Source organism: Arthrobacter sp. H35-D1 (assembly GCF_030063185.1).
Classification (GTDB): Bacteria; Actinomycetota; Actinomycetes; order Actinomycetales; family Micrococcaceae; genus Specibacter.
The window spans coordinates 33,687-53,132 of the sequence record NZ_JASISP010000003.1; the positions used below are offsets into that span (position 1 = coordinate 33,687).

Sequence of the window (19,446 nt, forward strand, 5' to 3'; positions counted from 1 at the left end):
CATAACCCGCCCCCTCGCGCTGGGGGCTTTGAGTTCTACTGGGGGGTAGGTTTTGAAACGGTCCCCCTGGGTGGGCGTTCGGCACAAACCGGCACCTACTCAACTTACAATTGAGCCATCGTCATGGTCACGGTTTTTTACGTTGACACTCACACTCCGGTCTGGCCACTGGGGGTGGGACATCAACTGCTGCACTCTCGATGCATCGACAGGCGGATGGGCAGCGCGCTGTTACGAGACCGGCACCGGCACCCGCGGTGCACTCATCATGACCGCGTCGTCCGGGATTTGGCGGATGGCGCCCTTGTCGGCACTGGTGGCCATGGAGGCGTAGGCCCGCAACGCGGCGGAGACTTCGCGAACACGCCCCACCGGCTGGTAGCCGGTGGTTGTTTCAAGCAGCTCGCGCCGCGCATCAAGTGTGTCCTCGTCGACCAGGAGTTCCATGGACCGGTTGGGGATGTCGATCCGGATGCGGTCCCCGTCCTGCACCAGGGCAATGGTTCCGCCGGAGGCCGCTTCGGGGGAGACATGGCCAATGGAGAGCCCCGAAGTTCCGCCGGAGAAGCGGCCGTCGGTGATCAGCGCACAGACCTTCCCCAGGCCCAGGCCCTTCAGGAACGAGGTGGGGTACAGCATCTCCTGCATGCCAGGGCCCCCACGCGGGCCCTCATAGCGGATGACAACCACGTCTCCTGCCTTGACAACCTTGCTCAGGATCTTTTCCACTGCCTCGTCCTGGGACTCGCACACCACGGCCGGGCCCTCAAACGTCCAGATCGACTCGTCAACTCCTGCCGTCTTCACTACGGCGCCGTCGAGGGCAATGTTGCCGCGCAGCACGCCGAGGCCTCCGTCCTTGGAGAAAGCGTGCTCCACATCGTGCAGGCACCCTTCCACGGGGTCGGTGTCCAGCGACGTCCACTCGGCAGACTGCGAGAACGCAGTGGAGGACCGCTGGCCGCCGGGTGCCGCAGTCCACAGTGCCATGGCCGCCTCGGTGGCCTTGCCGCCACGGATATCCCAGTCGTCAAGCCACCCCGTGAGGTCGTTCGAGTGGACCGAGTTGACGTTGGTGTGAAGCAGCCCGCCGCGATTAAGCTCCCCCAGAAGGGCGGGGATGCCGCCGGCGCGGTGCACGTCCTCCATGTAGAACGTCTTGTCCCCAGCCACGTTCGGGGCCACCTTGGCCAGGCACGGCACCAGGCGAGACTTCGCGTCGATGTCCTCGAGGTCGTACTTCAGCCCTGCTTCCTGCGCCGCCGCGAGCAGGTGCAGAATGGTGTTGGTGGAGCCGCCCATGGCGATGTCCAGGGCCATGGCGTTGTCGAATGCCTCGAAGCTGGCGATGGAACGCGGCAGCACGGATTCGTCGTCGTCCTCGTAGTAGCGCTTGGCGATCGCGACGGCGGTGGCGCCGGCGCGCTGGTACAGCTCCTTGCGGGCGGTGTGCGTGGCGAGCAGCGAGCCGTTGCCCGGCAGGGACAGGCCGATGGCTTCGGTGAGGCAGTTCATCGAGTTGGCGGTGAACATGCCTGAACAGGAACCGCAGGTGGGGCAGGCGTTCGCCTCGATGAGGTCGATGTCGGCGTCGGACACGGAATCATCCACGGCGTCGGAAATGGCGTTGACCAAATCCAGCGTGCGGATGGAGCCGTCGGTCATGGTGACGCGGCCGGCTTCCATGGGGCCGCCGCTGACGAACACGGTGGGGATGTTGAGGCGCAGCGCGGCCATGAGCATGCCGGGGGTGATCTTGTCGCAGTTGGAGATGCATACCAGCACGTCGGCGCAGTGCGCGTTGACCATGTACTCCACCGAGTCGGCGATCAGGTCGCGGGAGGGCAGCGAGTAGAGCATGCCACCATGGCCCATGGCGATGCCGTCATCCACGGCGATGGTGTTGAATTCCCGGGCGATGGCGCCGGCTTCGTGGATGGCGTCGGAGACAATGCGGCCCACGGGTGCGAGGTGGGTGTGGCCGGGGACAAACTCGGTGAAGGAGTTGGCAACGGCGACGATCGGCTTGCCGATGTCTGACTTGGCAACGCCGGAGGCCATCATGAGGGCCCGGGCTCCCGCCATGTTGCGGCCGTGGGTGACTGTTCTTGAACGTAATGGAGGCATAAGAGTAGTTAACCAGCTTTTTTGCACGCTTCGGAAGACGGTGCTGCTACTAGTAGTGGCAGTGCTAGATTTGTTGGAATGAATGAAGAACGACGTCGGGAGGTGGGTCAGTTTCTCCGTGACCGCCGCGCCCATCTGGTTCGCGCCGAACACGGCCTGCCGCCGATTGGCCGCAGCCGCCTCTTGGGTCTGCGCCGGGAGGAAATAGCGGCCTTCGCCGCCGTCAGCGTCACCTGGTACACCTGGCTTGAACAGGGCCGCGACATCAACGCCTCCCGCCAGGTGCTCGAAGCGATCGGCCGGGTGCTGCGGCTGAGCGCCGCCGAAAACGCCTACCTTTTGGCCATGGGCGGCTACGCGCCGCTGCCCATGGCGGAAGTGGCCCCCATTGACGCTGTGCCGCCACACCTGCAAGCGTTGCTGGATGCGCTGGACTTTCCGGCGTTTGCCGTTGCGCCGGACTGGGGCATTGCCGGTTGGAACAACGCCTATGCGTGCCTGTATTCACGCATCGCGGAAGTGAATCCGGCCGAGCGGAACCTGTTGTGGCTGGTCTTTTCCGACCCACAGCTGCGCCGCATGCTCCCGGACTGGGAGGAGACCTCACGCTATTTCGTGGCTGAATTCAGGGCAGAGGCAGGTCCCCGGCTGGGGTCGGTGGCGCACACCGCGCTCGTGGCGAAATTGGCTGCTGCCAGCGAAGAGTTCGCCGGAATTTGGGCCGAGCACGGTGTGCAGGGCTTCGCCTCCCGACAGCGGGTATTTGTCCACCCGACCGTGGGCGAGCTGACGTTTGAGCAACACCGGCTGGTGGCCGCCGACGCCCCCGAGCTGCACTTTGTGCTCTACGTGCCAACCCCAGGCACGCCCACCAGGGACCGGCTGGCAGCGCTTGCCGCGGTTCATGATTCGAGTGCGCAGTAGATGCCAATGTTGCCCGTCAACATAGGCAACTACTCAGCTTTCGATTTTTAGGTCAGGGCGTTGCGGCGGCCCTCGAAGGCTCGGCCGAGGGTCACCTCGTCGGCGTATTCCAAGTCGCCGCCCACGGGCAGGCCGGAGGCCAGGCGCGTCACGGTGATGCCGATGGTTTTGAGCATCCGCGAGAGGTACGTGGCGGTGGCCTCGCCCTCGAGGTTGGGGTCGGTGGCGATGATGATTTCCTGGATCTGGCTGTCGTTCAGGCGCGTGAGAAGTTCACGGATGCGCAGCTGGTCCGGGCCGATTCCGGCAATGGGGTTGATGGCGCCGCCAAGCACATGATAACGGCCGTGGAAGGCGCGGGTGCGCTCCACGGCGAGCACGTCCTTGGATTCCTCCACGACGCAAATAACGCCGGGATCCCGGCGCGGGTCGCGACAAATATTGCACAGCTCCGACTCAGTGACATTGCCGCACACAGTGCAGAATTTCACTCGTTCCTTGACGGTGACAATGGACTTGACGAGGCGCTGCATGTCTTCTGCGTCGGCCTCGAGAATGTGGAAGGCCAGCCGCTGGGCGGACTTGGGCCCAATGCCCGGCAGGCGCCCCAACTCGTCGATGAGCTCCTGAACTGCTCCCTCGTACACAATGCCTCTTGTCTTTTGACGTGAAAATGGTGAATGCTGCCTTGCTGCGATTCCGTGCAGCTGGGCGGCCTGCTTGGCTCAGTGCGATTAGTTTAGCGGGCGTTCCTCGATCAGCACGCCGCCCAGAATGCGCTCGACGGCGGCTTGTCCAGCCTTGCCCGATTCCTCGATGGTGACGTCGTCCGGGCTGGGTACGTCCTCCACGAGCGCGGCTTTCGCTGCGATTCCTGGAGCGCGCGTGCGCGCGGCCTGGGCTGCTGAACTGTTGGCCATGCGCTGATACATGCTCAGCTTGGCCCCGCCCACGGGATCATCCGACGCCGGAGCGCCCTTGGCTGCCGGGGCGGATGACTGTCCGTTGGCTGACTGTGCCGGAGCATGCGGTGCCTGTGTGTTTTGGGTCTGCGTGTCTCGTGCCGGTGCGTGCTGGACAGGTGTGGGGTAGTTCGGCGAAGTGCCCAAAGGGGACTCTGCCGCCGACCCGAACCCTTGCGCGGAATCAGTTCCATGCTCGGCGTCAGAGGCAGTGCTTGCAGCTGCAGGCGCTGGCGCTCGCTCAGCTGCAGGCGCTGGTTCAGCTGTTGGCGCTGGTTCAGCTGTTGGCGCTGTGGATGTTGTTGCGGGGGTGGCAGCAGTGGAACTGTCCGGGCTGTGCCATGACGGTTCCACTGGGGAAGTCCCTGGATTGTCCGCAGCCTGCGGAACTGCTTCCGTTGTCTCGGACAACGTGGATGCGGCCGCAGCTGCCGATGCGGCAGCTGGTGCCATGTCGCTCGGCTGCGCCCAGTCCGGAGCGGTGGCGATGCTGCCCCAACCAGGATCTGCCACGTTTGAGCGATCTGTTTGTCCCAGTGAAACACCCCAGTCCTGTGGTGGTTGCCGAGGCGTTCCGTGGCTTGCCTGCTGGGCGATTTGTTCGGCCAACCGAGCGCTTCGCTTGGGAGCTTCCGGAGCTTCCGGAGTTGCCGGGTCAGTTGCGGTGGGGGCAGCTGTTTGTGGAGCGCTGGCCGGGACGTCCCAGCCTGTGGTCCATGCGGCAATCGGAGAGACCCGCGGGGGAATGTGGGCCACAGCAGCCGGAACTGCTTCTTGATCGGAGTGACTGGCAGGCGGGCCCGACTGCTGATCTTGGTAGGGGTCGGAAGCCGGGTAGGCGTCGGTGCCCTGCTCGTCCCAAGGATCGCTGGGCTCGGTGGGGCCGTCCCAGTAGTCGGGGGTTTCGCGCGTAGCGGCTGTGGCCGTTGGGACGGCGGCTGCCGGCTCGGCTGCGTGAGCCGCCGGCTGTGCTGAGGTAGCTGCCGTCTGGGCCGCGGGAACCTCAGCGGAAGCGGCTTCACGCGTTGCCGCCGGCTGGGTGGAGGCCGGTGTGGAAGCCGGCGCAGTCTGGGAGGACGAGGGGGCGGCTGCTTCCGCGGGCAAGCCCCACGAGTCTAGGGGAGCCGCCGCTGCGTCGGACACCACCGTATCTTCGGGGCCGGTAGCAGTTCCACGGGTGTTCTGCGCCTGCCGGGCAGTGCTGTTTCCAGCGGGTGCCTCCCGCACCGGTGTTGTATTACCAGTTCGAACTTTTGGGTTTGGCTCAGAGCTCGCTTTCGGGGCGTCTCCTGCAACGGGGAGGATTTGCACCGCAATGCCCAGCACTTCGTGGATGGAGCGTTGGAGATTTTCCAAGTGGCCGCTGTTGCTGAACGTGCCGATCAAGCCGTCGGAGGGCAGTCCCACGCGCAGTTCACGGCCGTCGAAAGTTTGTGGCACAACATTTTGGTTCACAATGACCCACGACGCCATCCGGATGCCCCGCAGCGAGCCGAGAATTTCCGGCCATGCACGGCGGATGACTTCAATGCCGGACGCATTTGCGGCAGGTGAACTGTCCGCAGGTGAGTTGCTTGCGGCCGGCGGACCGGCAGGTGCAGAGTCGCGGGAGGGGACGGCCTGCCCGGGATTGCCGGAGGCGACGGGCTGGGATGCTTGCGGCTGCGCAACCTGGGAAGATGCTGGCTGGGAGGGTGCTGGCTGGGACGGTGCCGGCTCGGGTGTGGTCGGTTGCGCGGGGGCAGCGACTTGCTGTGCGGGCTGTTGCGAATCGGGCTGCGGAGACGCATCAGGCGTGCCGCTGAAATCAGGCGTGCTGGCGGGTGTGGGGAGGTCGTTCCAGGTGCGAGCCGATTGGCTGCCCTGTGCTGACTGAGGGGCTGACTGAGAAGTTGCCTCTGGTGCTGGGCCGGGGTTGACGGCAGCAGCGGACTCCGGTGCGGAGGATGCCGGGGTCTGCCGTGCAGCAACTTCGGCTCCGGCCTCAGCCTTGGCACGAGCCAATTGGGCACGGACTGCAGCCAGCCCACCGCCGGAAGTCCCGGGCTCGGCGTGGGCGGAGTCCGGCGTCGAACTTTGCTGGGAAGCAACCGACTCCGGGGAGGGGATGGGGGAAACCGCTGCGGGGGCGTTGCCGGCAGTGGGGGGAGCAGCGTAGTTGAGGCGGCGCTCGAGCTGGTCGAGCCGTGTGGCCATGCCGCGGACGGAGGAATCCGCGCCGGGCAGGAGCAGGCGTGCGCCGAGCAGCTCAAGGTGCAGGCGCGGGGAGGTGGCGCCAGTCATTTCGTTGAACGCGGCGTTGGTGATGTCGGCAGCACGTGAGAGCTCGGCGGCACCGAGCTGGGCGGACTGGGACTGCATCCGGCCGATGAGCTCATCGGGGGTGCCGCGCAGAATGGCATGCGCGCTTTCGGGCATGGCGTGGACAATGATGAGGTCGCGAAAACGCTCGAGGAGGTCTTCGACGAAGCGGCGGGGATCGTGGCCGGTCTGGATAACCCTGTCAACGGACTTGAAAACAGTGGCCGAATCGTTGGCGGCCAGCGCTTCGACAACGTCATCCAGCAACGAGGCGTGGGTGTAACCGAGCAAATCAACGGCCAGGTCGTAATCCAGGCCGGCGGCTCCGGCGCCGGCCATCAGCTGGTCAAGCACGGAAAGTGAATCGCGCACGGACCCGCCGCCGGCACGGACCACCAGCGAGAGAACGCCGGGCGCAACCGAAACATTCTCCTGTTCGCATAGCCGCGCCAAGTACGCCATGAGCGGTTCCGGCGGCACCAGACGGAAAGGGTAGTGGTGGGTGCGTGAGCGAATGGTCCCGATGACCTTGTCGGGCTCGGTGGTGGCGAAGATGAATTTGATGTGTTCCGGCGGCTCTTCGACAATTTTCAACAACGCGTTGAAGCCGGCCGAGGTGACCATGTGGGCCTCATCGATGATGAAGATTTTGTAGCGGTCGCGGATGGGGGCGAAGGTGGCGCGTTCGCGCAGATCCCGTGCGTCGTCGACGCCGCCGTGGCTGGCGGCATCAATTTCAATGACATCGAGGGAGCCGGGGCCGCCACGGGCCAGTTCGATGCAGCTGTCGCATTTGCCGCACGGGTGTGAAGTGGGGCCCTGTGCACAGTTGAGGCAGCGGGCCAGGATGCGGGCGGAAGTGGTCTTGCCGCACCCGCGGGGGCCGGAAAACAAGTACGCGTGGTTGACGCGGTTCTTCTCCAGGGCAGTCATCAAGGGTGCCGTGACGTGTTCTTGTCCGATCACGTCGGCAAACGAATCCGGGCGGTACCGGCGATACAGGGCTGTTGGTGCGCTCACAGTTGAAACCCTACCTAATCCGCCTGACAAATTGCCGCCTCGATGCTGCAAATCCGGCATATCTGGGGATAAATAAAGACCCCCCATGCACCCGCCAGAGCCCGCTTACCCTTGCTACCTTCCGGTCCTGGGGGAGTTCACAGGGTGACGCCACATGAGGGGCCGGGAATTAGCTTACCCGACTGGGGCGGCGGGTGCGAATCAGCCGGTCGCAGCAGGGGAATATCAATTTCTCGTCCGCGATGGTACGTTCACGAGAAGGGGGCATTGACATGATTGCCAAGCCGGTCCGACAGCGCTCCCGCCCCTGCGTTTGACGGACCCACTGAAGGAGCGTTAGAGCATGTGGTTTGGAGTCTTTGAATGGATATTTTGGGTGCTGGCCTTTGGCTGTGGAGTTTTGGCACTGTTGCGCGGTGAAGTGTTTTCAACCGGCAGTAGCCAGCGGGTGCGCCGTCATGCGGGCCAGCAGATCTTGCTGTGGATCATGACGATCGCCTTTGCCTTGGCAGGATTCGTCACGGCAGCCTTGGCACTGCGCGCAGGGTTCTGACCGCCGGGCTGGTGTTGCTGCAGCTGTTCGGCCTGCGACGCCGCCCTGAACGGTCTGGGCGGCCCGGGTGGCCCGGGCTGCACTGCTCAATTTCGGAGCCGCAATGGCAGCGGGAATTACACATGACGTGCCCAAGTCGCGGGGAATTCCGTGGCGATGTGACAATGTTGTAAAGTTGCTTGCGTAGTGCGGGAGGCAGTGGGAGCGCCGCCATCTGCACTGCAGGGCGCCTTGAGCGTCCACTCTTGATGCGTTGTCTGCCTTCCGCAACGAACGCATGGGAAATAAGGGCAGTAGGGCTTGAACGGGGCCGTACTGCCCTTACTTCTTGCGAAAAAACAGCCAGTTCAAGAAGCCTGTTCGGTCGCCCCAACTCTCGATTCGTGAGTTGGGCACTTCGTCAGGTACTCTTGAACCTGCCGTGTTTCGCACGACAAGCTGGAGGATTCGCCTAGCGGCCTATGGCGCACGCCTGGAACGCGTGTTGGGTTAACGCCCTCGGGGGTTCAAATCCCCCATCCTCCGCCAGTGAAAGGTCCGGAATCGTTGAGATTCCGGACCTTTCGTCGTTTAACTAGGGCCGCGCCCATGGCAACCGATGCCGGTGTGGTGATCCGCTGTCGAAAATACCGGCAGCGGATCACCGCATCTGTGTCATTTCCCGCCAGCACCGCCACTTTGCCGGCCTGGGCTACTTTTCGAGCCCGGCCAGCCAAAATTGCAGGAACGCCGCCCCGGCAAAGTCATTGACAAGGTCATCGCCAAGTTCCAGGTCGGCTGCGGTCTTGACCGGGTACGGCTTCTCGGGGACGCCGTCGGCCGGGCGCACGTCCACATGCTTGACCGGGTGGTCCTGGTGGTGGAGCCAGTCGGCCATGGCATAGTCAGTGCGGGAATCGCCCACCGTGCGCCACGCTTGGGGAACGATGCCCTGTGCGGCCAACAGCTCCACGGCCCGGCTGGCACCCAAGTCCTTGCCGAGCCGGATCGATTCAATGTCGGTGGAGATGATGGACGGATCCACCCGGTAGTCAACGCGGCCCGTTGACGCCGGAGCCCTGTGCTCAAGCCGCACGGCACCCAAGTCGTGCTTGGCCAGCAGGGCCAGCGCATCGGCGTCGAACTTTGACTGTTGGGCCAAATAACTGCTGTTCTCCACTTCGATGTGCTGTTCCACCGACACCATGGCCCGCTTGGTCTCGTCAAAGAACATGTGCCCAAAGTAGGAGCGGCTGACAAGATCCCGAATGTCATCGCCATACGCGGTGGGCATGGCAAGGCTTTTGTCCACGTGAACGGGGCCCGGGCCATCGGGGGAGAAGCTGAACCACACGGCACCCTTTTCACAAATGGCGTGGACCAAGGAGTCCGCGGGCAGTCCGGCCTGCAGCATGGGAACCATGAGTTGTTCGGCGATGAACGTATCGGAGCGGCCGGTATTGAACACTACCGGGATGCCGCGGTCGACAAGCTCAATCAAGCTGGCGATGATGTCCGGCGACACGCGACGGGTTACCGGACTGGCCAGCGGGCCGTCCACATCAAGTAGCAGAGCCAAGGGTGGTTGTTGAAGAGTCATGGAACCATGCTCCCAGCAATCCCGGCCGGAGGGACATTTTCCATAACCATTTGGCAACACACCCTCAGGCGCGACGGCGAGGAAGTTCCCATAGCCCCGTGGAGTCCCTAGTCTGAGGAAGTGATATTCAAAGCAATTGGCGACAACCGCCCCTACCCGGACCACGGCTACGTCACGCCCAAGGACTGGGCCGGCGTTGCCCCGCGCCAAGTTAGGCTTGCAGAATTGGTCACGACCAAGGCTCAACTTGACCTTGCGGCGCTCTTGGCTGAGGATTCGACGTTTTTTGGCGACTTGTTTCCGCACGTCGTGCAATGGCAGGGATCGCTGTACTTGGAAGACGGATTGCACAGGGCTGTGCGCACCGCCTTGCACCAGCGAACCGTCATGCATGCCCGAGTCCTGGTGATAGATGACTAGGCCATCCGGGGGCCCGTCGTCGGGCGAACCCCCGGAGAAGCCTGACCACCCGCCAGGGAAGGCCGACGGCGGCAAGCCCTCGGTTCCGCCCGGAAAGCCAGACGGCGGCAAGCGACCGGAGAAGCCTGACCGCCTGTCTGGCGAGGAGGTGCTGCTGACAGCACGGCAGCAACGCCGTGCTGCCAGGGAAGAGCGCAGGCAAGCCAAGGACGCCGCCTACGACCTGCGCCAAGCACGCAAGAGAGCCAAGGATGGAACGTCCTGGCGCGGGCACAATATTGTGGACGAGCGTGGATTGGCCGACGCATTTCCCGAGCCGGAGACCCCGGAGCTTAACCCCGTCACAGTGCGTCGCCGGATCACTCACGGCGTGGTGTTGGTGCTGTTGCTTGCCCTGGTGGTGGCTGGCGTGGTCCTCGCCGCCATGGTGCAGCGCGGGGAACTGCACCTGACGCTCGGAGCCGGGAAACCAACGCCCACGCCTGTGACCTGCCCCGCCGAGACCCTTGAAATGCCTGGCAGCAAGAGCGTCACCGTCAACGTTTTCAATGCTGGCAGCACAGAGGGCCAAGCCGGCAAGGTGGCCGAAGAGCTGAAGAAACGCGGTTTCGTTGTCAAGAACGTTGCCAACAAGGCCACCGAATATGGCGCGCCCACCGTGGTTGTTTCGGGGCCCGGCGGCCACGGCGCAGCGCTGAACATGCAGCGCAATTTCCCCAATTCCGAATATGTGCAGGACGACCGCGAGGACAGCACGGTGGACGTCATCGTGACAAGCCAATTCAACGGACTTGTCGATGCCGCCAAGGTGGAGAAAAAACCAGGCGTGCTTTCCTGCCCGCGGCTGAGCCCGCAGCCGAGCCCGCCGCCGAGTGCCGTGCCCGATTCAGCGAGCCAGGTCGCCAAGCCTGGAAGCTAGTTCCTGGCGACCGGCCGGCCCTCTGCATCAAAGGAGGCGCCCACTCCGGCCTGGATGAACCTGACGGCCGCGGCAATGTGTTCCTCGTCGGGGATGTCTGTGTTGCGCCGTGAAGCACTTGCCGTCAGCGAGCCGTGAATGAGCTGCACCAGCCCTTCGACGTCGGCCCCGGGCAGAAAACGCTGGTCCATGCCGTCGCGCAGAATACCCATCAGCAGCGAGTTGAGTTCGCCCACGTGGATGCCCAGTTTTGCGAACGATTCACTGGAGAGCACCGACCGCATGGCCGGCCCGGGCGGAAGGTGGCGCCGGGTGAGGTCTTCAAGCTGGGCGCGCACATACACGGAGAGCCGGTCCACCGGGTTTTCGAGCCCGTCCAGCTGGGCCTTCAAATCGGTGACGAACTTGCCGGTTTCATCCAACGCGTAAGCCACCAGAAGCTGTTCGAGGTCGGCGAAGTAGTTGTAGACGGCGGTTCTGCCCACCCCTGCTGTCCGGGCGACATCGGTCATGGTCAGGCCCGGCAGGCCATGGGTGAACAAAAGTTCACCGAAGGCGTCGAGGATTTTGCGCTGCGTCTGCTCGCGCTGCGCCGCGTTCGTAGGGGCGGCTATTCGTGGCATAGGGACATTTTAGCGTCAATTCGTCAGTAAAAGTAAAATGGCACCTCGCTCGCGGTTTCAGCGTTGCATGGCGGTGCGCCGAATCCCCAAAACACGCACGACGGCGGCACTGACGTGGCGCTCAAACGGCAGTTCCGCCGCGGTCACGGCAGAGGCGTCCAAGGCCTTGTCGATGCACTTTGCGACAAGGCGTTCGGGAAGGTGCAGCTCCCGGCCAAAGCGCAGCCAGTCATTGCGGTTCAGCCCCGTCCGGATGCCGGCGCTGCCGCCCACCGGAAGTGCCATGCCGGGGTCGCGCGAGGGGTCGCCGTCGGTAAGATCGGTCAGGATGCCACCGGGCACGCCGGCGGCAAAACCTTGTTCAATCTCTGCTGCAAGGGTGCACTGTAGATCATAGGCCGGAGCCACCAGCCATTCACCGTTGGGTTGTTGAACCACTGAAATATTCTTGGCATGCAGGTTTCCATTGCCCGTTAGCCAAGCGAAAAGAAACTGCAAGAAGATGTTGCGGGCGGCCAAGGCCTTGGCCGAACAGATGCTGATGGCCGCAGCAGCCACAGCCTCGCTGGGGACGGAGTATTTGCGGCTCGGCCCCAGGCCCAGGAGTTGGGCGCAATCCTCAACGGCCAACATTCCGGCGGGGGACCGGTCAAAACGTGAGACAAGCAGCGCTGCCTGGCCTGCGCCGTCGTGCACCAGGCGTGCTTCCGCGACCGGGATGGACAGTGCCCGGGCCTTGTGCAGGAGCATAAACTCCGTTTCGACCTGGCGGGCGTGGCTGCCGTCGTTGAATTTGAGGATGTAGGTCCGGGTGGGGTCCTTGTCGTGGCGGTAGGAGGCGGTGACCTTGTCCTGCAAGCCGGCCAGTGCCGAACGGTCCACGGGGCCGGGAACGGCGGCGAAATCGGCAAAGTTGACGTTGCCCATGGTCTTGGCGACGGTCAGCATGGCGGGAAGGGTCTGCGGCTTCTCGCCGGCCGGGACGATCTGGACATCGCCCACGGGGTTTTCGCCCGCCGCCAGCAATAGCGAGAATTCGTCGGTGATGGTGGTTTTTGCAGCCGAACGCAGCTTGGCCAGGCGCTCACCTTCCGGGAGCAGGCCGACAAAAAACGCCGGCACACCGCCGTGGCCCATTGCCACGGGAACGTCGAGGGTGGGAAGTGTGGAAGCGATCGCGGGTCCGCCGCCGCTGAGATAACTGGGAAGATACGAAAAAACGACGCCCATGCCGGGATGGCGGGTGAGGGTCCCCGCAGCGCGGCCCTTCTTGTAGATCACTGCCTGGGTTACCGACTTTGCCTGGTCAAGCTGCTTCACGGACCCTGCACCTGCAAACTCAGGCTCATGCCCAACGCCGTTGCCACGGCGTTCACAATGTCCAGGCGCACCGTTTCCCTGCCGTTCTCCAAGTCGCTGAGGACCCGGGTGGAAATGTCGGCCAGGTCCGCTGTTTCTCTCTGCGTGAGGTTGAGCGCTTTGCGCCGGGACCGCAAGGTGGCGCCCAGTTCGGCAACATTCATGGCTTCCGCCTTCCGCGCAGCTTGCAGCAAATTCGGGGCGCAGCGTGGCCGCCACGTGGCTCCATTCTATGCCCGGAAACTAAATATTCGGCACGATCATGCCGAATATTCGTGGTAGTGCAGCCGGACCCCCGCAACGCGGCCTGGACTGCTGCTCGAAACCGCGTCTGCGCCGCATGACCGCGTCTGGGCTGTTGCCGAAAACGCTGTCGGGCAGCACCTGACCGCGCCTGCGCCGCACGACCGCGTCCGGCCCGCGAAAACGGTGCCGGCCCACAGCTGTTTCGCGGGCCAGACGCGGGAACGCCGTTGCACGGTCCTTCCCTGACACGTCACATGCGCGGTGGACCCGGTTTCGGCACACCCGCATGCCACGCTTGTGCCGAAGTCGGGTCAAGGCAGCCATCCTTCATTCGCTAGTGTTGAGCAGTGAGTATCTATTTGGCGAAGAAACCATGGACCGGCCGCATCGGAGCGTTGCTGGGCATTCTGGTCATGGCATTGAGCCTGCGCGCTGCCGTATCGGTGGTGCCGCCGCTGCTGGATGAATTGCGCGGCGAACTCGGCTTTGACGCCGGCACCATTGGCCTGCTCGCCATGCTTCCCCCTCTCGTGTTCGCCATCTTTGGGCTCTTGACCCCCGTGCTGATTCGCCGCTTCAGCCTCGAAAAGGTGCTGGTGGCCGCCGTCGTGCTTGCGGTGCTGGGCCAGCTGCTCCGTGCCGTCACCGACCAGGTCTGGCCCTTTCTGGGGTTGACCGCCGTCATTATGGCCGGGTACGGAATCGGCAACGTGGTGCTCCCGCCGCTGGTCAAAAAGTACTTCCCCGACCGCGTGGGACTGGTGACCGCCGGCTACGTCACACTCCTGGCGGTGGGCACAGCCATCAGCCCGCAGCTGGCAGTGCCGGTCGCCCACGCCAGCAATTGGCGCGTTTCCATGGGCATGTGGGCGTCGTTGAGCATGCTGGTCCTGCTCCCGTGGATCATGCAATTCCTGCGCGACCGCAGCCGGAGGAACGACGCCGGCCACCTCCCCGGGCAGGCACCTCGCCCGGGCATGCCGGCCGGGCAGGGCGACGTGCCGAAGCTGCGGCCGTGGCGCTCGCCGGTGTCGTGGGGGCTGGCCATCTTCCTCGCCGGCAACTCGGCGCAAACGTATGTGTATTTCACCTGGCTGCCGCCCTACCTTTCGGGAGAGGGGCTGGACGTCGCTGCCGCGGGGTCGGCGCTGGCATACTTCGCCATCCTGGGACTTCCGGTGAGCCTGCTCGTGCCGCTATGGGTGCCGCGAATGAAGAATCCGATCATCGCCGTGTGCGTCTTTGCCGTGTTCTGGGCCACCGGGCACCTTGGCTTGTACCTGGCCCCGCTGGATGGCACCTGGCTGTGGGTGACGTTTGCCGGACTCGGCCAAGGCACCTTCGCCATGGCCCTGCTCATGGTGAACCTGCGCTCGCGGACCACCCATGGCTCGGCGGTGCTGTCCGGGTTCAGCCAGGGCCTGGGCTACGGGGGAGCCGGCATTGCCCCGCTGTTCTTTGGCATCCTGCACGAATCCACCGGCTCATGGACCACGTCCTTCGCCATGCTGGGCGGCTGCCTGCTGGTCATGCTGACCGGTGCCGTGATGATCAACGCCAAGCGATACATTGAGGATTCCGCAGAGGTTCCCCTGGCGCCCGCCCTCAAGGAACACGTCGTTGAGCTTAAGGAGCAGTGAAAGAATGAAACCCAGGATTTTGGTTACGGAGAGCATCCCGGAGCCGGGAATGAAGTTGTTGTACGACGCCGGTGAGGTCACCTTGCTGCCCGAAGTCCCCGACGCCGCCGCGCTGAAGACGCTGTGCGCCAGCGGGGATTTTGACGTGCTGCTGGCACGGCTGGGCGACACAGTGGATGCCGATTTGCTGGCGGTGGCCAAGGTTCGAGGGGTTTCAAACTATGCCGTGGGCTTCAACAACATCGACGTTGCCGCAGCCACCGAGCACGGCATTCTGGTGGGCAACACTCCCGGCGTGCTCACCGATGCCACGGCCGATGTCGCGATGCTGCTCATGCTCGGCACGGCCCGCCGCGTCGTGGAAGGCGACAACTTTGTGCGATCAGGGCAGTTTGCCGGGTGGAACCCGGAACTGCTCATAGGGGCCGACGTGTCAGGGCAGGTGCTGGGCCTGGCCGGTTTTGGGAGGATCGGCCGCGCCACGGCACGCCGTGCGCTGGCCTTTGGCATGGACGTCGTGTTCTCGCCCAGGCCCCCGGCGGAGCGGTTGGTAACCGAAGAGGAGCTGGGCGAGTTCGCCGGCAAGGCAGCGCAGCTGCCGTGGGAAGAGGTGGTGACGCGGGCAGATTTCCTGTCCATCCACGTGCCCTTGAACAATGAAACCCGGCACTTGGTGGATGCCTCGGTGCTGGCCGCCATGAAACCGTCGGCTTTCCTTGTCAACACCTCCCGCGGTCCGGTGGTGGACGAGACAGCTCTTGTCGCGGCCCTGCGCGACGGCGTGATTGCCGGGGCGGGGCTGGACGTTTATGAGAACGAGCCGGAGTTGGCTCGCGGCTTGGCCGAACTTCCCAACACTGTGTTGTTGCCGCACATTGGCAGTGCCACAGACCCCGTTCGGGGCAAGATGGCCGTGCTGGCAGCCAGGAATGCCATCGCCATTGGCAAGGGCGAGATGCCGGAGTTCGCAGTCAACCCGGAAGCGTTCCGCGGCGCCAACTAGCGCCGGCCGGGCAGGGTGGCCTCCGGCCGGTGTGGGGCGCAGGTGGCGGTAACGGGCGCCGGGTGCTGGAGCCCGGCCGGGCACCCGGCGTCGGTCTAAAAGCTGGAGGAACTGCCGGAACCGGAAAAGCTGCCGCCGCTTGAACCGTAGCCGCTGTTGCTGCCGCCCGAACCGGCGTTGCTGCGTGAGGTGTCGACCTGCTGGCGGGCAGTGCTGTATCCGGCGTTGAAGGAATGCACCGAATAGAACATGTTCCAGCCGTAGACGGACCCCAGAATGGTGGCTCGGCCCAGCTGTGCGTCGTGCCGGCGGTTGCGGTCCATGGTTTTGCGCATGTCCGTCTTCTCGGCGCTGGTCTTGGCGTACTTGCCGATCATGAGTTCGGCGTGCTGTTGCAGCAGTGCCGTCAGCTCGTCACGAATCTCCTTGAGGTTGTCGAGGGCTGTTTCCGGGGAGATGAGTCCGGCGTGGAAGTCGGCCGCCAGCTGCTGGAGGCCTTGGATTCTTTGGGTGTGGAGCGAGGCCAGCGCACCTGTCGTGGGCATTCCCTGGGCTTCAGGTTGGGCGATCAAGCCGGGCAGCTGCGCAAGATCCTCGACCAGCGTCTGGGCCTGCCTGTCCCAGGCTCCTTCCCAACCGGAAAACCTGTTAAGCAGCGTGTTGGTGTCTGCGATGACGTCGTCGAGGTCATCCAGTTCTTCCGCGAGATCGGCGTATTGACCCACACGCTTGACGTTGGTGGCCTTGGATAGTTCCTTCTTCGTGAAGTCGTGGGACTGCTGGTTCAAGGCGCCGGCTTCGTGGTAGCGGGTGCTGAAGTTGCGGTATTTCTCCAACACAAGAGTGCCGTAGGAGGACGATTCCGGAATGGTCTTCGCATTCAGCTCGGTGACATCCAGGTCCAGGCTCACGCTGGAATAGGCGGCATCCCCGCGCTTGAGGTGCTCGGTGGCCTTCTTGCGGTTGTTGGCCCGTATGACGGCACGGGCCCCGAAACCCAGTATGGCAATGCCGCCGACGATGCTTGCGGTGATGATGAAACCAAGCGAGAGGTACCACGGCTGGTTGATCAGGGAGGCACCCTTTTTTACTCCCGCGATGGTCCCATCCGTCCACTGGGCTTCAGTGAAAAGTTTGCTGGCGGCATCTTGGATGGCCTCGCGTTTTTGTAGCGTCACCTTGCGGTCTTCGCCCATGTAGGTGCCCACCTGGCGACCGACGGGATCGAAGGCAAAGATGAACAGCCCGTCAGCCCATTTCTGCCCGTCGGCACTGATCCACTCCGGGTGGTTTGCACGCGCGTAGCGCAGGACTTCTTCATTGAAGTTGTCGCTGCTCATGCCGTTGCGGGTGTAGACGGCCACCTTGGTGGGTTCGTGGAAGCTGATCTTTTCCAATGCCGGCAGCAGTTGTGGCTGGTACAGCACCCCCGCGGTGTCTTCAATGACCACGTTCGTGGGTGTTGTTGCCGTGGCTGCAGGAGCGATTCCCACAATGGCCATGAGTATCAAAGCGAGAATCCCCAGAGTTCTTTTCATGGGTTCAGCCCACCATTGCGCCGGTGCAAAGGCAAGCTAGACCCAAGAAATGGGCAACAAAAAGCTCTGGACAAGGGTTGGCGGCCCGTTCATTTGCCGTTCACCACTTCCAACCCAGTTGGTTTTCTGTCCTTGCCATTGTGGCTGCACCGTACAATGACAAGGAAGGTCAACGATGAACGCAACGAAGAAGTTTCTGCCCATGCTCGGCCACACCCGAGGCAAGCGCAGCCCCGTCACGTGCAGCCTCAAATGCGACAACGCGTGTTCGAAGGCTGTTTGCAACACCTCACAGAACAATTATTTCCGCGACATTGCCTCCTTCCAGTTCAGCCGGCGGGCCGCGCTGGGACTGGGTTTGGCCGGGGCCTTGAGCGCCGCAGTCGTACTGACCGGCTGTGGGCCCAATACCCACGGTGGCACGGCCGGCCCCACAGCTTCCGGAAAGCTGGAGTTCACCCCGATCAAGGCCGTGGATGCCGCTGTGGACAGGTTCGATGTTCCGCAGGGCTACAGCTGGGCACCGATTCTGCGGTGGGGCGATCCCTTGTTTGCAGACACGCCTGACTTTGACTTTGCTGCGCAGACGTCCGCCGCGCAGGCCGGCCAGTTCGGCTACAACAATGACTACTTGGAGATTCTGCGACAGCCTGACGGTAAAGGGGGCTTGCTGGTGTGCAACCACGAATACGTCAATCCGTCGATCATGTTCCCTGCGGCAGCGGTGAATGACGCTGAAATCGCTGCGCGCCGCAAGATTTTCCGCAACGCCGTGGGTATGAGCGTGGTGGAGCTGGAGCGTGCGAACAAGGGCGCTCCGTGGAGCTATGTGCGTGGCGGGAAACTGAACAGGCGCGTCACCTTGGACACGAAATTTGAGCTGACCGGACCAGTTGCAGGCTCGGATCTGGTGAAGACCACGGCGGATCCGCAAGGCCGTTTTGTGTTGGGCACGCTAGGGAACTGTTCCGGCGGCAGCACACCGTGGGGCACGATTCTCTCGGGTGAAGAAAACTTCAATGGCTTCTTCCGCACTGACGGCAGCTCTGCGCAGGACCGCCGTTACGGGCTGGGAGACGAAGCAACCAAGATGGGGTGGGAATTGGATGACCCGCGCTTTGACGCACGCGGCGACGATTACCGCAACGAACCGAACCGGTTTGGCTACATTGTTGAAATTGATCCGGAAAATCCTGGTTCCGTGCCCAAGAAACACAGCAGCATGGGCCGTTTCAAGCACGAGGGCGCCAACGTCATCGTTGCCGACAACGGCAAAGTGGTGGCCTACTCCGGCGACGATGAGCGCTTTGACTACTTGTACAAATTTGTTTCCAAGAACAAGTACAAAAAGGATGACAAGGCCCACAACATGACCCTGCTCTCCGCAGGGGACCTGTACGTGGCCCAGTTCGCCGGCAATTCCGAGGCGGAGATCGACGGAACAGGCAAGGCGCCGGCAGATGGCGGATTTGATGGAACCGGAAAATGGCTGCCGCTGGTTGTCAAGGGAAAGAGCGCCATCAGCGGCATGGGCGTGCAGGAAGTGTTGGTGTACACCCGTCTCGCCGCCGACATTGCCGGGGCCACAAAGATGGACCGTTGTGAAGACGTGGAGCCCAGCCTGAAGACCGGCAAGGTGTATGTGGCGTGCACCAACAACTCCAAGCGCGGTGTGGAGCAGGGCGCCAAAGCCGATGAAGCCAACCCGCGCACCGAAAATCGGGACGGCCACGTCATTGAAATCACCGAGCAAGGCGATGACGCCACGGCCACGGTCTTCAACTGGAATATCCTGCTGCTGTGTGGGGATCCAGCCACGAACGAAAGCGCCTATTTCAGCGGATTCCCGGCGGAGCAGGTCAGCCCTATTTCCTGCCCTGACAACTTGGCGTTTGATGCTGAAGGAAATCTCTGGGTATCCACGGATGGTGCGCCCTCGGTGATTGGCTACAACGACGGGCTTTTCAAAGTGGGGCTGAATGGCGCGAACCGCGGCAACGTCCAGCAGTTCGCTTCCATGCCGCGAGAAGCGGAAACGTGCGGACCCATCATCCACGACGACGAGTCGATGGTGTACGTTGCCGTCCAGCACCCGGGTGAAGATGGCGACTACGGTGCCCCAACATCGATGTTCCCCGACTATGTGCCGCACGGAGACAAACCTGCGTCCGGTCAGGTCAGCGGTCCCCGGCCTTCTGTAGTACAGATCTTCATGGAGAGCGCCCGGTAGGC

The 19,446-nt window shown here is 63.4% G+C and carries 15 protein-coding genes, 1 tRNA gene and 1 other RNA gene; 8 read left to right on the plus strand and 9 right to left on the minus strand.

All coding sequences use genetic code 11. The annotated features are described in order from the left end of the window. Nucleotides 1–231: 231 nt before the first annotated feature. Nucleotides 232–2,127 (minus strand): dihydroxy-acid dehydratase, encoded by a 1,896-nt coding sequence (gene ilvD, locus QMG25_RS05350; protein ID WP_283457999.1) that lies wholly within the window; start codon nucleotides 2,125–2,127, stop codon nucleotides 232–234. Nucleotides 2,128–2,205: 78 nt separating this feature from the next. On the opposite strand from ilvD, the gene QMG25_RS05355 reads away from it, so the two are divergent. After that, nucleotides 2,206–3,051, plus strand: coding sequence for a helix-turn-helix transcriptional regulator (locus tag QMG25_RS05355; protein ID WP_283458001.1), 846 nt, complete (start codon nucleotides 2,206–2,208; stop codon nucleotides 3,049–3,051). Nucleotides 3,052–3,098: 47 nt separating this feature from the next. On the opposite strand, the gene recR is transcribed toward QMG25_RS05355, so the two are convergent. The 3 genes from recR to ffs all read right to left on the minus strand — a co-directional run bounded on the left by recR (nucleotide 3,099) and on the right by ffs (nucleotide 7,501). Further along, nucleotides 3,099–3,698 carry a recombination mediator RecR gene (recR, locus tag QMG25_RS05360; RefSeq protein WP_283458002.1) on the minus strand — a complete coding sequence of 200 codons (600 nt, stop codon included), beginning with the start codon at nucleotides 3,696–3,698 and terminating at the stop codon, nucleotides 3,099–3,101. Between the two features lie 87 nt (nucleotides 3,699–3,785). Beyond that, the gene (locus QMG25_RS05365; protein ID WP_283458004.1) at nucleotides 3,786–7,334 is read right to left on the minus strand and encodes a DNA polymerase III subunit gamma and tau; all 3,549 of its coding nucleotides are present in this window, start codon (nucleotides 7,332–7,334) and stop codon (nucleotides 3,786–3,788) included. Nucleotides 7,335–7,405: 71 nt separating this feature from the next. Beyond that, nucleotides 7,406–7,501: signal recognition particle sRNA small type (gene ffs / locus QMG25_RS05370), an RNA gene on the minus strand. Nucleotides 7,502–7,677: 176 nt separating this feature from the next. Between ffs and QMG25_RS05375 the strand changes: the two genes are divergently transcribed. Further along, complete coding sequence (locus QMG25_RS05375) at nucleotides 7,678–7,887, plus strand: hypothetical protein (RefSeq protein ID WP_283458005.1); 210 nt, start codon at nucleotides 7,678–7,680, stop codon at nucleotides 7,885–7,887. A 440-nt stretch (nucleotides 7,888–8,327) separates the two neighbouring features. Beyond that, nucleotides 8,328–8,415, plus strand: a tRNA-Ser gene (locus tag QMG25_RS05380). Between the two features lie 163 nt (nucleotides 8,416–8,578). Here QMG25_RS05380 and QMG25_RS05385 read toward each other — a convergent pair. Then, complete coding sequence (locus QMG25_RS05385; RefSeq protein ID WP_283458007.1) at nucleotides 8,579–9,466, minus strand: HAD family hydrolase; 888 nt, start codon at nucleotides 9,464–9,466, stop codon at nucleotides 8,579–8,581. A gap of 120 nt (nucleotides 9,467–9,586) precedes the next feature. Here QMG25_RS05385 and QMG25_RS05390 point away from each other — a divergent pair, with 120 nt between their 5' ends. Together QMG25_RS05390 and QMG25_RS05395 are read left to right on the plus strand one after the other, a co-directional pair. Continuing rightward, nucleotides 9,587–9,886 carry a type II toxin-antitoxin system VapB family antitoxin gene (locus tag QMG25_RS05390; RefSeq protein ID WP_283458009.1) on the plus strand — a complete coding sequence of 100 codons (300 nt, stop codon included), beginning with the start codon at nucleotides 9,587–9,589 and terminating at the stop codon, nucleotides 9,884–9,886. After that, nucleotides 9,879–10,805 (plus strand): LytR C-terminal domain-containing protein, encoded by a 927-nt coding sequence (locus tag QMG25_RS05395; RefSeq protein ID WP_283458011.1) that lies wholly within the window; start codon nucleotides 9,879–9,881, stop codon nucleotides 10,803–10,805. Before QMG25_RS05390 ends, QMG25_RS05395 begins: the two co-directional genes overlap by 8 nt. Here QMG25_RS05395 and QMG25_RS05400 read toward each other — a convergent pair. From QMG25_RS05400 to QMG25_RS05410, 3 genes are read right to left on the minus strand one after another with little or no spacing between them, the layout of a single operon-like run. Further along, entirely contained in the window at nucleotides 10,802–11,428 is a 627-nt protein-coding gene (locus tag QMG25_RS05400) for a TetR/AcrR family transcriptional regulator (protein ID WP_283458013.1), read from the minus strand. The two genes, QMG25_RS05395 and QMG25_RS05400, sit on opposite strands and share 4 nt — an antisense overlap. Nucleotides 11,429–11,485: 57 nt before the next feature. Then, on the minus strand, nucleotides 11,486–12,748 hold the full coding sequence (locus tag QMG25_RS05405) for a type II toxin-antitoxin system HipA family toxin (RefSeq protein ID WP_283458015.1): 1,263 nt from the start codon (nucleotides 12,746–12,748) through the stop codon (nucleotides 11,486–11,488). Further along, nucleotides 12,745–12,951: a helix-turn-helix domain-containing protein gene (locus QMG25_RS05410; RefSeq protein WP_283458016.1), complete on the minus strand. Its 207-nt coding sequence runs from the start codon at nucleotides 12,949–12,951 to the stop codon at nucleotides 12,745–12,747. The genes QMG25_RS05405 and QMG25_RS05410 overlap by 4 nt, the downstream gene beginning before the upstream one ends. Before the next feature lie 429 nt (nucleotides 12,952–13,380). Between QMG25_RS05410 and QMG25_RS05415 the strand changes: the two genes are divergently transcribed. Both QMG25_RS05415 and QMG25_RS05420 read left to right on the plus strand, forming a co-directional pair. Then, the gene (locus tag QMG25_RS05415) at nucleotides 13,381–14,673 is read left to right on the plus strand and encodes an MFS transporter (RefSeq protein ID WP_283458018.1); all 1,293 of its coding nucleotides are present in this window, start codon (nucleotides 13,381–13,383) and stop codon (nucleotides 14,671–14,673) included. A 4-nt stretch (nucleotides 14,674–14,677) separates the two neighbouring features. Next, nucleotides 14,678–15,676, plus strand: coding sequence for a 2-hydroxyacid dehydrogenase (locus tag QMG25_RS05420; RefSeq protein WP_283458020.1), 999 nt, complete (start codon nucleotides 14,678–14,680; stop codon nucleotides 15,674–15,676). 95 nt (nucleotides 15,677–15,771) lie between these two features. Here the strand turns inward: QMG25_RS05420 and QMG25_RS05425 are convergent, their stop codons facing one another. Beyond that, nucleotides 15,772–17,214 carry a DUF5129 domain-containing protein gene (locus QMG25_RS05425; protein WP_283458022.1) on the minus strand — a complete coding sequence of 481 codons (1,443 nt, stop codon included), beginning with the start codon at nucleotides 17,212–17,214 and terminating at the stop codon, nucleotides 15,772–15,774. Between the two features lie 175 nt (nucleotides 17,215–17,389). On the opposite strand from QMG25_RS05425, the gene QMG25_RS05430 reads away from it, so the two are divergent. Further along, nucleotides 17,390–19,444 carry a PhoX family protein gene (locus tag QMG25_RS05430; protein WP_283458024.1) on the plus strand — a complete coding sequence of 685 codons (2,055 nt, stop codon included), beginning with the start codon at nucleotides 17,390–17,392 and terminating at the stop codon, nucleotides 19,442–19,444. Nucleotides 19,445–19,446: the final 2 nt, after the last annotated feature.